General features: G+C 23.2%; 18 protein-coding genes. 4 read left to right on the plus strand and 14 right to left on the minus strand.

The annotated features are described in order from the left end of the window. The first annotated feature begins 23 nt into the window (after nt 1–23). The 3 genes from AC6I4F_RS06010 to AC6I4F_RS06020 all read left to right on the plus strand — a co-directional run bounded on the left by AC6I4F_RS06010 (nt 24) and on the right by AC6I4F_RS06020 (nt 1,454). Nucleotides 24–362, plus strand: a complete 339-nt coding sequence (locus AC6I4F_RS06010) for an IS3 family transposase (RefSeq protein ID WP_497873168.1) — start codon at nt 24–26, stop codon at nt 360–362. Between the two features lie 270 nt (nt 363–632). Further along, on the plus strand, nt 633–911 hold the full coding sequence (locus AC6I4F_RS06015) for a hypothetical protein (protein WP_497873169.1): 279 nt from the start codon (nt 633–635) through the stop codon (nt 909–911). A gap of 6 nt (nt 912–917) precedes the next feature. Next, nucleotides 918–1,454, plus strand: a complete 537-nt coding sequence (locus AC6I4F_RS06020) for an IS1595 family transposase (RefSeq protein WP_497873170.1) — start codon at nt 918–920, stop codon at nt 1,452–1,454. 238 nt (nt 1,455–1,692) lie between these two features. Here the strand turns inward: AC6I4F_RS06020 and AC6I4F_RS06025 are convergent, their stop codons facing one another. Further along, entirely contained in the window at nt 1,693–2,292 is a 600-nt protein-coding gene (locus AC6I4F_RS06025) for a LemA family protein (protein ID WP_497873171.1), read from the minus strand. 167 nt (nt 2,293–2,459) lie between these two features. On the opposite strand from AC6I4F_RS06025, the gene AC6I4F_RS06030 reads away from it, so the two are divergent. Next, nucleotides 2,460–3,254, plus strand: a complete 795-nt coding sequence (locus tag AC6I4F_RS06030) for a hypothetical protein (protein ID WP_497873172.1) — start codon at nt 2,460–2,462, stop codon at nt 3,252–3,254. Between the two features lie 105 nt (nt 3,255–3,359). Here AC6I4F_RS06030 and AC6I4F_RS06035 read toward each other — a convergent pair whose 3' ends face one another. The 13 genes from AC6I4F_RS06035 to AC6I4F_RS06095 form a co-directional block, all read right to left on the minus strand. Then, complete coding sequence (locus AC6I4F_RS06035) at nt 3,360–3,752, minus strand: JAB domain-containing protein (RefSeq protein ID WP_497874677.1); 393 nt, start codon at nt 3,750–3,752, stop codon at nt 3,360–3,362. Beyond that, nucleotides 3,722–3,940: a hypothetical protein gene (locus AC6I4F_RS06040; RefSeq protein WP_497873173.1), complete on the minus strand. Its 219-nt coding sequence runs from the start codon at nt 3,938–3,940 to the stop codon at nt 3,722–3,724. The genes AC6I4F_RS06035 and AC6I4F_RS06040 overlap by 31 nt, the downstream gene beginning before the upstream one ends. Before the next feature lie 68 nt (nt 3,941–4,008). Then, on the minus strand, nt 4,009–4,785 hold the full coding sequence (locus AC6I4F_RS06045) for a Nif3-like dinuclear metal center hexameric protein (RefSeq protein WP_497873174.1): 777 nt from the start codon (nt 4,783–4,785) through the stop codon (nt 4,009–4,011). Nucleotides 4,786–4,793: 8 nt separating this feature from the next. Then, a complete protein-coding gene (locus tag AC6I4F_RS06050) occupies nt 4,794–6,146 on the minus strand; it encodes a sigma-70 family RNA polymerase sigma factor (protein ID WP_497873175.1) in 1,353 nt (450 codons plus the stop codon). Nucleotides 6,147–6,178: 32 nt separating this feature from the next. Next, nucleotides 6,179–7,954, minus strand: coding sequence for a DNA primase (dnaG, locus tag AC6I4F_RS06055; protein WP_497873176.1), 1,776 nt, complete (start codon nt 7,952–7,954; stop codon nt 6,179–6,181). Between the two features lie 16 nt (nt 7,955–7,970). Further along, entirely contained in the window at nt 7,971–9,386 is a 1,416-nt protein-coding gene (locus AC6I4F_RS06060; protein ID WP_497873177.1) for a glycine--tRNA ligase, read from the minus strand. A gap of 147 nt (nt 9,387–9,533) precedes the next feature. After that, nucleotides 9,534–9,677, minus strand: coding sequence for a hypothetical protein (locus tag AC6I4F_RS06065; protein ID WP_338979228.1), 144 nt, complete (start codon nt 9,675–9,677; stop codon nt 9,534–9,536). Nucleotides 9,678–10,243: 566 nt separating this feature from the next. Beyond that, nucleotides 10,244–11,140, minus strand: a complete 897-nt coding sequence (era, locus tag AC6I4F_RS06070; RefSeq protein WP_497873178.1) for a GTPase Era — start codon at nt 11,138–11,140, stop codon at nt 10,244–10,246. A gap of 3 nt (nt 11,141–11,143) precedes the next feature. Continuing rightward, nucleotides 11,144–11,578 (minus strand): cytidine deaminase, encoded by a 435-nt coding sequence (gene cdd, locus AC6I4F_RS06075; RefSeq protein WP_497873179.1) that lies wholly within the window; start codon nt 11,576–11,578, stop codon nt 11,144–11,146. Between the two features lie 11 nt (nt 11,579–11,589). After that, nucleotides 11,590–12,060, minus strand: coding sequence for an rRNA maturation RNase YbeY (ybeY, locus tag AC6I4F_RS06080; protein ID WP_497873180.1), 471 nt, complete (start codon nt 12,058–12,060; stop codon nt 11,590–11,592). 46 nt (nt 12,061–12,106) lie between these two features. Beyond that, nucleotides 12,107–12,262, minus strand: a complete 156-nt coding sequence (locus AC6I4F_RS06085) for a hypothetical protein (protein ID WP_338962511.1) — start codon at nt 12,260–12,262, stop codon at nt 12,107–12,109. A 247-nt stretch (nt 12,263–12,509) separates the two neighbouring features. Then, nucleotides 12,510–12,737 (minus strand): hypothetical protein, encoded by a 228-nt coding sequence (locus AC6I4F_RS06090; RefSeq protein ID WP_497873181.1) that lies wholly within the window; start codon nt 12,735–12,737, stop codon nt 12,510–12,512. Nucleotides 12,738–12,808: 71 nt separating this feature from the next. Beyond that, a complete protein-coding gene (locus tag AC6I4F_RS06095) occupies nt 12,809–13,093 on the minus strand; it encodes an ATP-binding cassette domain-containing protein (protein ID WP_497874678.1) in 285 nt (94 codons plus the stop codon). Nucleotides 13,094–13,506 lie beyond the last annotated feature (413 nt).

Below are 13,506 nucleotides of genomic sequence, written 5' to 3' on the forward strand. Positions count from 1 at the left end.
CATCATTAGTATATCAAGCATTTATGTGCTCAAATCGTTGTTTAAAAGATATTCAAATATTTCATAGCGATCGCGGTAATGAATTTAATAATAAAAGTATTGATAAACTTTTATTAGCCTTCAATATTACCCACTCTTTAAACAAAAAAGGTTGTCCTTATGATAACGCTGTTGCTGAAGCAACTTTCAAAACTTTCAAAACAGAATTTATTAATGATAAAAATTTTACATCATTAATCCAATTAAAATTAGAATTATTTGATTATATCAATTGATACAACAACATAAGAATCCACAGCACTCTAAACTACTTAACCCCCATAAAACACCAAGCACAAATGTCTACCAAAAAACAGTCCTAAAAAAAGTTGCTATTCCATTATTTTTAATAATTTTTAAAAATAAATATGCAAACAAAAAAATTCATAATAAAAACATTAAAAAAGAAAAAGTTGAAAAAATTTGAAAAAAAATATTCATATTACTTTACTACTTCCTTTAATATTTATTAAGCACTTACTTAATGAGTTAGATTATACCAAAATATAATTTTTCTTAAATAAAAAATGAAATAAATAATAAAAAAATAAAAAAAGGAAATTATCCCCACATGTACTAGTGTGGAGGAAAAAATGAATTGAAATGAATTCAATAGCATATTTCAAAATGAAAACGATTGTTTGAAATATATAGCGAAGTTGAAAGTAATGAAATTTATCAGGTGTGCTTCTTCTAGTTTGAATGTTTCTGATTTGAGAAGAATAAGATGTTTGAAATGTCATCAAACATTTAGTATTCTTCATGACACCATTTTTCACAAGTCACAAACACCTTTGACATCTTGGTTTTATCTCATCTTTAGATGAATAAACACAAAGCATGGTATACTATCAACAGATGTTGCAAGGTAATTGGATGTGACATATAAAACAGCTTGAAGAATGGGTCATGAAATCAGAACTAGAATTTGGAATCAAGATGCAGGGTTCATTAATGATGGCAAAGCACAGATGGATGAAATGTATCTTTCACATGTAGGTTTTATTCAACAAGGAAGATCCTTGTTGAATAAAACCTTGATTGTTGGAGTTTATGAGAAAACCAGCAACAAACTAATTGTAAAAGTATTGAAAAAAGCAGATGAGAAAAACCTTTTATGATTTGCATTGAAACACATTTCTACTGGGTGTTGTCTATTTACGGATTCTTGGAAGGGATATGGAAGTTTCAAAAACTTCTATCACAAACATGAAATCGTAAATCATGAAGTTGGGTATGTGTCATCAACAGGTGTAAACACAAACCAGATTGAATCTGCATGAAAAAAAATCCGACGAACTTTCCGAACACACATAAAAGTTTCAAAACACAATATTCATTTATATGCAAAAGAAGCTGCATATAAATTCAATAAGATACCTAGTTTTGAAACTATAATTTTGTGTTTGATTTAGATACATGTGGGGATAATTTCCTAGATAGCCTTTTATCTCCGTTTATGTGATAAAATTTAAAAATAGTACATAAAGGGATAAAAGCCTAAAATAATTAAATCTAATTAATATAAATTTTAATTTTAAATAAAATACCCTTTCTTCAAACAAATAATAAATGTTTATTCAAAACAATTTATTTGTCTAAAGAAAGGAATAAAAAACTAATTTAAATATATTTTCAAAAATAAATTTAATTTTATAAGTCAATTTTAATATCTTGACGATCGCTATCTGATGCAAGAAAGTAATCTTTTGAAACTAAATTTAATGTTGATGCTACAACATTACTTGGAAAGGTTTTAATTTTACTATTGAACACTTTAACATTAGCATTATAAAATATTCTAGCAGCAGCAATATTATCTTCACAATCTTTGGCACCTGATTGTAATTGGAAAACAGTAGTATTTGCTTTTAAATCAGGATAATTTTCTAATAAAGCATTAAATTTTCCAAAAGCTGCATTAAGTCCACTATCTGCTTTTGAAAGATCACTCATTGTTTCCATTTTTCCACTTCGTAAAGATACAACATCTGTTAATGTACTTTTTTCAAATTTCATATAACCTTTAGTAGCATCTACTAATTTTGTTAATAAATCAAAACGACGCTTTAATTGTACATCAATATCAGAAGCAGTTTCTTCAATTGATTGTTGTAATCTTAGAAAATTATTACGAGAAACAATAAATAAAATTATTGGAAATATTAAAACAAAAGATAAATAAACCATAATTTTTCCAAATAGTGACGGTTGGGCAGTAAATGATTCATTGCTAGGTTTAATTGTTGACATATTTTTCTCCTTTCTTATCAATATCTAATAACAAACTATGTTTAATAACTAGTCCATTCTTGGTAAGTTAAATATTATTTACAAACTAAACCATAATAATTTTACTATATTTTTAAATTTAAGTAATGTATTTTTTTAAGTTTTTATTTAAGCTTATAATATTTTTTATGGAAATTATCCCCACATGTACTAGTGTGGAGGAAAAAATGAATTGAAATGAATTCAATAGCATATTTCAAAATGAAAACGATTGTTTGAAATATATAGCGAAGTTGAAAGTAATGAAATGTATCAGGTGTGCTTCTTCTAGTTTGAATGTTTCTGATTTAAGAAGAATAAGATGTTTGAAATGTCATCAAACATTTAGTATTCTTCATGACACCATTTTTCACAAGTCACAAACAACTTTGACATCTTGGTTTTATCTCATCTTTAGATGAATAAACACAAAGCATTGTATACCATCAACAGATGTTGCAAGGGAATTGGGTGTGACATATAAAACAGCTTGAAGAATGGGTCATGAAATCAGAACTAGAATTTGGAATCAAGATGCAGGGTTCATTGATGATGGCACAGCACAGATAGATGAAATGTATCTTTCACATGTAGGTTTTAAAAAACATAAAACCTTGATTGTTGCAGTTTATGAGAAAACCAGCAACAAACTAATTGTGAAAGTATGTGAAAAAAGCAGATGAGAAAAACCTTTTATGATTTGCATTGAAACACATTTCTACTGGGTGTTGTCTGTTTACGGATTATTGGAAGGAATATGTAAGTTTCAAAAACTTCTATCACAAACATGAAATCGTAAATCATGAAGTTGGGTATGTGTCATCAACAGGTGTAAACACAAACCAGATTTAATCTTCATGAAAACACATCCGACGAACTTTTCAAACACACATAAAAGTTTCAAAACACAATATTCATTTATATGCAAAAGAAGCTGCATATAAATTCAATAAGATACCTAGTTTTGAAAATATAATTTTGTGTTTGATTTAGATACATGTGGGGATAATTTCCTAGATAGGCTTTTATCTCCATTTATGTGATAAAATTTAAAAATAGTACATAAAGGGATAAAAGCCTTTTTTATTTAAATTTATACTAAAATAATTACCTTTGCCAATAATAATATGATCAACTAAGTTAATATTAAAAACCTGAAAATTTTTTTTAATTTCTTCGGTGATATATAAATCAGATAGTGAAGGTTCACTATTACCACTAGGATGATTATGAATACAAATTACTTTACTTGATTTATGAATAAGTGCCAAATGCAACATATCTTTAACATCAATTTTCATAATATCATTAGTACCCTTATATAATAAATTTTGATGAATTAATTTATTTTGATTATTTAATAATAATAAATAAAAATGTTCTTGCGTTAAATTTTGATAATATGAATTAACTAAATTAAAAACATATTCGGGAATAATAATTTTAAAATATTTTTTTGACTTTCAATACCACCTGGTAACTTAATACTTCCTGAAACACTATTTCATAAATTTTTAATAACAGGAATTGCTATCCCCGCTAACACGGCACCCATTAAAAATTGAGCAAAACCACCACTAACTGCCTGACACTCTTGATCAGTCATTGGTTCTAAATCTTCTAAAATCATATTTATCAACCCCCTAAAACTTATTTTTATTTAAAAAATAGTTTTTTTTCTTTTTAAATTTTATAAGTTTAAAAAAAAGTAATAGGATTTTCTAAATTATATTTAAAAACTTTAACTTTTGTTGATAATTTTTCAATAAGTAATTGAAAAAGAAAATCAACAAATTTTTGTTCCATATAATGACCAACCAAAATAACATTAATTTTTCTATCTTTAGCTTCCATAATATAGTTTCATTTCATTTCTCCAGTAATTAATAAATCAATATTGCTAGATAAATTACTAATAATATCACCACCAGCACCAGCAGATAAAGCAACAGTCACTATATTGTTATCACTCAATTTATTATTAACCAATTGTATGTTTGCAACATTAAAATTTTTTTTTAAGTTATTAATCAATTCTTTTAATGGCATTTGTCTATCAAATTTACCAACTATTGCCAACTTTTCTTCATTAATAAAATGAATATTTTTAATTCTTAATTCTTTAGCCATCAACATATTCATACCTACTAATGATATATCAAAATTAGTATGTAATGAATATACATTAATATCTGCTATTAGTATTTTACTATATAATTCTTTTTTTCAATTTGAAATATTAGATTGATTAATATCTTTAGCAAAAACTAATGGATGATGAGAAATTATTAAATCAATATTATTATTAATGGCTTCAGTTAAAACTTCATTAGTAACATCTAAACAAACTAAAATTTTATTAATATTGGTTTTTGTTTTTGATTTAATTTGTATTCCTGAAAAATCTCATTCACAAACATCTTTTAAAGGAAAATATGTTTCTAAAACATTAATTATATTATTGATAGTTAACATGTTAACTATTATCCTTTATAAAATTCTTTAATATGTTTAGATTTAGACGGATGTTTTAATTTTCTAATTGCCTTTGCTTCTATTTGTCTAATTCTTTCTCTTGTAACAATAAATTCTTTACCAACTTCTTCTAGAGTTTTTGGAGAATCGTACTTAGTAATATGACGATGAACAACCTTATCACTGAACAATTCTGTTTTATCTAAACTAGTATCATAGTGTAACTGTAAATTATTAACTACTGTTTTTAATTCAGTAATTTCTTTTTCATCTTCACAAAGTTCTAATAATGTTCTTAATTTTGTTGGTAAAATTCCAAAACGCATTCTAATAACTTTTTCTTCTCGTTTTGTTAATACTTCAGCAAAAACACGATCCAATTGTTCTCTTAATCAATGTCTTTCAGCATATTCATCGGGAGATAGCATATTTTTATCTTTAATAAAATCACCAAAATGTGTATCATCTTCTTCACCAATTGGTTTTTCTAAAGATACTGGTTCAATAGCAAGTTTTTTAATTTCACGAACACGATCGGCTGTCATGTTTTGTCCCATTTTATTGGCAATTTCCTCATGAGTAGGATCACGACCTAATTCTTGTGTTAAGTTTCTTTCAATTCTTGTTAACTTATTAATTCTTTCAACCATATGAACAGGTACACGAACCATTTTACCTTGATCAGCTAAACTTCGTGTAATTGATTGTCTAATTCATCAAGTAGCATAAGTTGAAAATTTAAAACCACGGCGATAATCAAATTTATCAACTGCTTTAATAAGACCAATATTACCTTCTTCAATTAAATCAGAAAAATCTAAACCACGATTTAAATGTTTTCTAGCAACAGAAACTACTAATTTTAAATTTGATTTAATTAATTGCTCACGACCATATGTTCTTTCCTCAACATCTTTTGATTCTAACATTTTAGCATATTTAATTTCCTCACCTTGACTCAATATTTGACTTGTTCCCAAAATATTAAAGTAAGACTTAATTCCATCTTTTCTTCTTGTATCATTAGAGATCCCCATTGTATTTTTAAAACTCAAATCACTAACTAAAATATCAATATCTAAATCATCAGGTAATTGTTCATCATCAATATCGGGAAAATTAGCATCATCTTCAACTTCATCCATTAAAATATCAGTAAAGACTACTCCTTCTTTTTCTAACCGATCAAAAATTTCCTCAATCGTATCATCATCTAATTTTAAATGTGCAAAATCTTTAATGACATCTTCTTGTTTTAATTCTTTTGTTTGACTCTTTTCTAATTTTTTAATTAAATTACTTTCTACTTCCTCTAAAGTTAAAAGTTTTTTCAATTTCGTTTTTTGTTGTATAGCAGCCATATTTTCACCTTATCCTTAATTTATCATCATACTTATTTTTTCTTTATTTTATTTTTTAATACTGATATTTCTTTTAATAACAATATTTGTTTTTCAATATTTTTTTCAGATTTCAATTTATCATTGATCATTTTTATTTCATAATCAATTAGTTGGTTATTAATAATTTTTAAGTAATCATTAATAATTTGAGGTTTTAAATCAAACTTTTTATTTTTATACTTATCAAGAAGTTTTTCTAAAATATTTAAAAGTGAATTACCTTTAAGTTCTTCTAAAATTAAATCAAAATTAATTGCTTCTATTTGATTATTTTGATATTTTTGACTAATTAAAAAGTATAAATTCATAAAATCTTGATTTGGAAAAATAAATTTTTCTTTTTCTAAAATTAAATAAACATTTCTTGATAACATTACTAAAAAAATAAGTTGTTCTTGTGCTTCAAAAAAAATATTTTTTACTTCTATTTTAGATTTATTTTTGATACTAAAAGTTGTAGTTACTAAATTATTATCAATATTTAAAATTTGTATTAAGTCTTCAGTGGATAAATTAGTTATTTTTGCTAACATATTTAAATAAAACTTTTGAGTAATAACATCATTGATTTTTGTTCAAATTGGAACTAATGATTTTAAAAATTCATTAAGTTCATAACTATCTTTTTTAATGTTATATTTAGTTAATGATAAATTAATTGCAAATTCAAAAGGATGAATAGTTTTTTTTATTATTTCATAAAATTTTTGAGGAAATTTATTTATTAATTCATCAGGATCAAATTTAGTATCATTATTGATAATTTTTACTTTAAAATTATTTGATAATAAAACACTAACTATTTTTAAAGATGCTATTTTTCCTGGTAAATCACCATCTAAAAAAATAATAATATTAGTAGTAATTTTTTTTAAAAGTAAAATATGTTCTTTTGTTAAATTTGTTCCCATTAAAGCAACAACATTTTTAATATTTTGATTATTTAGAGCAATAACATCCATAAAACCTTCAGTCAAATAAATAACTTCATTTTTTTTAATATAATTTCTAACATTATTAAAGTTATATAAAATTTTACTTTTCTTAAAAAAATCTGTTTCTGGACTATTAATATATTTATAACTTTTATCTTCTCTATTATAATTTCTTGCAGAAAAACCAACACAGTCTCCATCTTCATCTTTAATAGCAAACATAATTCGATTTGAAAAGGTAGGAAGAAGTTGATCCTTATTATTAATTTTCATAAGTCCTAATTTTACAAATTCAATATTATCTTTATAACCTTGTGCATTAAGATAATCTATTAATTCATTATTAATAGGTGCATAACCAATATTAAAATATTTAATATTTTCAGTAGTAATATTACGATTTTGTAAATATTTCATTGCTTCTTGACCAATATCAGTTAGTAACTGATAACTAAAAAAATTCATTGCAATATTATTTAAAATTTTTAGTGGATTTTTTTTAGTTTCAACATTAAATTCAGATAAATTAATATCAAACTCTTTTAAATTTAAATTAACATTATCTGCTGCTTCTTTAAGAGCATTAATAAAATTAATATTTTTATATTTTTGTAAAAAAATAAAAACATTTCCTTGTTCACCACAAGAAAAACATTTATAAATTTGTTTTTCTTGTGAAATTGATAATGAAGGAGTAGAGTCTTCATGAAAAGGACATATAACTCAAAAATTATTGCCTTTACGGATCAAATTTAAATATTTACCCATAACTTCGACAATATTAATTTTTGCTTTAACTTCATTAATTTTTTTATTAAACTCGATATCCATATTTTTTCACACAATTCTAACAAATAATGTCTAATTTGTCATATAAATATTCTTTAAGTTGATCAACTTTAACTATAACTTGATTTGTAATATCACGATCTCTAATTGTAACAGTACCTTTAGTTTTTGTGTCATAATCAATTGTTACACAATACATAGTACCAATACCATCTTGATAACGATAAGATTTACCAACACTTGATGATGCTTCATAAATTACTCTTAATTGTGTTTTATTTAACATTTCAAAAATTTCATATGCCTCTTTACCCAATTTTGTTTTATTTAAAGACATAACAGCTACTTGATAAGGGCAAATACTCTTATTTAATTTTAACACTAACCGTTCTTTATCGTCTTTTAAAACTTCTTTTGTAAATGCTTCACAAACTAAAGCTAATAAAAGCCTTTCAACACCAATTGAAGGTTCAATAACTGAAGGAATAACCATTCTTTTTACTGTAACATTAGGATCTTGAATCTCAAAATTTACACCAGAATTCTCACTATGTTTTGTTAAATCATAATTCCCGCGATTAGTTATACCACATAATTCACTCATACCAAAAGGAAAATTATATTCAATATCAGTAGTTGCTAATGCATAATGTGCTAGTTGATTTTGTTCATGATTTTTAAATTTTATATTTTTTGAATTCAATAAACCTACTAGAGAGAAAAATTCTTTACATTGATCAACTCAATAATTAAATCAAGTATTATCATTTTTATCCTTTGGAATAAAGAAAAATTCTAATTCCATTTGTTCAAATTCTCTAGTACGAAAAATAAAATTACCAGGAGTTATCTCATTTCTAAAACTTTTACCAATTTGACCAATACCAAATGGTACTTTTTTATTACAACTATTTCTTACATTATTAAAATTTATAAATATTCCTTGTGCGGTCTCAGGTCTTAAATAAATTTTATTTTTATCTTCTTTTAAAACACCTTGATATGTTTCAAACATTAATTGAAATTGTCTAACTTTAGTTCAATCTTCATTATTGCATTTAATACATTTAATATGATTTTGATTAATATATGTTTCTAATTTTTCATTACTTCAATTATCACAATTAATACTAGGAAAATAATGATTAATTAAATTATCAACTCGAAAGCGATACTTACATTTTTTACAATCAATTAATGGATCACTAAAATTACTCAAATGCCCTGAAGCTTCTCAAACTTTAGATTTCATAATAATTGAACTATCTAACCCAACATTGTATGGATTTTTTTCGACAAAAAAAACTCATCAACTTTTCTTAATATTATTTTTAAGTGCTACACCAAGCGGACCATAATCTCAACTATTAGCAAGACCTGAATAAATTTCTGATCCTTGAAAAATAAAACCATTTTCTTTTAAATGAGTAATTATTTCCTTCATTGACTTATCATTGATAATTTTATTAATCATTGCCCCTCCATTAATCATAAAAATTTTCTTAATTATCTTAAATAATACATAAAATCTCTAAAAAGAATAATCTTGTTAATAATATGTTCATAGATAGGTTTTGTCAACCTATTATAAGTTTTATATATTATTAAAAACAATAAATATTTATGTAATTATTAATTTATTATTATATTTTTGACAGTGGTTTTCTAAAATATTAAGAATTTTATTAAGTTCTTCTTTTTCAACTTTTCATTTATTAATATCTTGATAATTTAATAAATAAAGTTGATATATTTTTTTAAACAAAACAATGTCAAAATTAATTATAGCTAATTTTAAAGAACAACTTTTACAAAAAAACACCACCTAAATCATAATTAATTAAATACAAATTAGTTATTTGATTACAATTAATACAATTAGTAAAGTTAAACTAAATTCCTTGAAATATTAAACTATGAAATAAGAAAAAAACATAAACTTTCTTAAAATTACTATTTATCATTAACTGTTCATATAAATTAAATAAAAAAGAAAAGATATTTTTATTATTAATACTAATTTTTTCTAAATAATTAATAACTATCTTGTTAAAACTCTTAATCAATTGATAACTTTTTTCATTTATAAAACTATTAAAACTTTTTATTTTTTTATATGTTATACATAAGTTTGAATAATCATAATTTTGATTAAAAATAAAAATTCAACAATCTAAAAGACTATATTTATTTAAATTGATTTTTATTTATGGTAAATAAACTATTTTAACACCATAATTTGATGTTAAAATAGTAACATTATTTATTGATTTAATGTAGTTAAATGTAGTTAATGTTTAAAATCAAACCAGTATCAATATTAAACATATTTTAACTATAACCTAACTCTTTTAATTTTCTAGGATTATTTCTTCAATCAGGTATTACTTTTACAAAAGTTTTTAATATAATATTAGAATCAAAAATACTTTCTAAATCTGTTCTAGCTCTTATTCCAATTTCTTTAATCATACTACCTTCTTTACCAATAATAATTCCTTTTTGTGAGTATCGTTCAACAACAATAACAGCATTAATATCAGTAATATTAGTATTTGGATTATAATTAATACTTTCAATTAATACTGCTACACTATAAGGAATTTCTTCTTCTGTTAAATTTAAAATTTTTTCACGAATAATTTCCTTAATTAAAGTATTATCTGAAACATCATCGTTATTTTCGATTAAATAATTCTTTTCACCAATTGGTAAATACTCATATAGTTTTTTCAATAATATATCTAAATTCATTTCTTTTATAGCAGAAATTGGAATTATTTCTTTAAATGGTAATAAATCTTTTCACTCATTAATTTTATCCATTAATTTTTCTTTTGTTACTAAATCAACCTTAGTTAATAAAAGTAGAATAGTTGTATTTACCCTTTCTAATAATAATTTAATAATATGTTTATCGCTATTTCCAATGTATTCATTACATGGCGCTAATAAACAAATAATGTTAGTTTCTTTAGTGGCGCGGTTAGCATCGCGATTCATCATTCGTCCAAGTTGGTTATTATGTTTATGAATGCCGGGAGTATCAAAAAATATGATTTGCATATCATCACTATTATAAATACCTTGAATTTGATTTCTGGTTGTTTGTGGTTTATTAGACACAATTGCCTTTTTTTCTTGAAGAATGGTATTTAATAAAGTTGATTTTCCAACATTACTTCTACCAATAAAACTAACAAAACCTGATTTAAAATTATTATTCATAAATTAATTCCCTTTCAATGAACTTGGTTTAAACGCTAAAGGTAATAAGTCTTTTACTAATATTTTAAAAATTGTTTTAGTATCATTATTTTCATTTTTATTACTAATATAAATAGGACATGTTTCTGGCATAATTTCAATCATAAATTGACGACACATACCACAAGGAGAACCAACAGTTTCACTATCAGTAATTAAAAATAGACTAATAATATCTTCTTTTTTATAACCTTGAGCAATAACTTGTGACAAAGCCGCTCTTTCAGCACAAATGCCTACTGAGTATGCAGCATTTTCAACATTTACTCCTAACACTTCTTTACTATTTTTCAAAATTACTATTGCAGCAACTCTAAATAAAGAATAAGGAGCATAAGCATTTTTTTGTATTGCTTTTGCTTTTTTCAATAATACTAATAAATCTATAACTTGTTCCATTATACCACTCCTTATTTTCTAGTAATACCAAGAATATTTAAAATTTCATCTTGTAAATCAAACATAACCTTTTCTTCTACGCTATTTTGATGATCATATCCTAATGTATGAAGTAATCCATGAATAAAAAGAAATGATAATTCTCTAATTAAACTATGGCCATATTCTTGTGCTTGCGCTAATGCCTTTGAATAACAAATATAAACATCACCTAAATCTCTAATATCAATATTAATATTTGGAAAATCATCATCATTATTTCCAAATGATAAAACATCAGGAACATAATCTTTATGACGATACATTTTATTTAATTCAATACTAGTCTGTTCGTCATTAAAAATAACAGCAATACACCATGTAATTTTCTGTTTTAACTTAATAACTACTGCATTTAAAATCTTTTCTGATAAAATATTAAAATTTTTAATGTCATAGTTATGATCATTGTAAATATTTACAATATTAATTTTTGATGGCATTTATCTACCTAACTTCTTTTTGAATAAATTATATCAATATTTACATTTATGTTGTAATATTATTTCAAATAAATGTTAACAAACTTTCTTCACCAATAATTATTAATACCATTTGATTTAAATATGTATTAGAATTAATATTTTCTTCAATTAAAAGTTGATTATTATCATTTCATTTTGGAAAAAAATTGTTAAATAACATTTATTAATAGAGAAAAAAATAGTAATTTGATTAAAACTATTAAACTTTAAAAATTCTTCTCTTTTAAAATCTAATAAATAAGCAAAGTGTCCCTTATTTTCATATCTTGTCTCACTTATAAAAATAGTTTGACCATTACCAGCATAAACATGAGGAATATTAATAATTTTTAAAACTAATAAGAGTCCTAAAAAAAGGAAAATTGAACTACTTACTAATAAATAAGTACTTTTTCTAAAAAAAATCATTATTCATTACCATCTATACTTTTATAATTATTTAAATCAATTACATTTTTAAATAATTTTACTAGTGTTAAATCATTATTGATGTTACTCAAAATTTCATCTAATAAAATTACTTTTCAATCATAAAAAAATAAACTTAAGAAAATAATTATTTGTTTTTGACCTTGACTAAGATTAGCCCCATATTCTTGACAATAATAAAATGTTGTTAAACCTAAACTACCCAAGAGATCATTAAATCCTAATTTTTGAAAATTTATTAATTTTTCTTTTGTAATATTAAATTATAAAATATTTTCTAAAACTGTACCGTTATGAATAATAGAATTTGAATGTAAATAAATACATTTTTTTGTCAAAATTCATATGAAAAATTATCTAATCAAATTTCATTATTAATTAAAATTTTACCTTTTAAAGGTACATATTTCTGAGTTAATAATGATAGTAATGTTGTTTTACCAACGCCAGAAGGACCAATAATAATATTACTTTGTTTTAATATTAAATTTAAATTACTAAAAACTACTTTATTTCTTAAATTAAAATAACAATCTTTTAATACTATTTTATTAATTGATATTGAAAAAAATTTTTGTCATTCTTATATTGTAACCCATTCACTAGTTCTTTTTTTACTAATGGTTTTTTTCATAACATTATTATAAAATTAATTAATAGTGTTATAAAACCATTTAATAAATTTACTAATCAAATCATAAAATGAATCTTAATCAAAACTATGCTAACAATAACACTAGTAATAAAATTAATAATTATCTCTAAACTATTATGACAAAACATAGTTGATATATTATTAATATCTTGATATATTTGTAAAAAAATCACTACCATTATATTTTTGTATTTTTATTGGTTTACTTTTAAATCATTTATTATGAAATAAATATACTAAAAAGTTATTGAAATAAAAATAAAATTTTTGACATATTTTATTTAAAATATATTCAATTAAAATTTTCATTAAATTAATAA

The organism is Spiroplasma ixodetis (assembly GCF_059729505.1).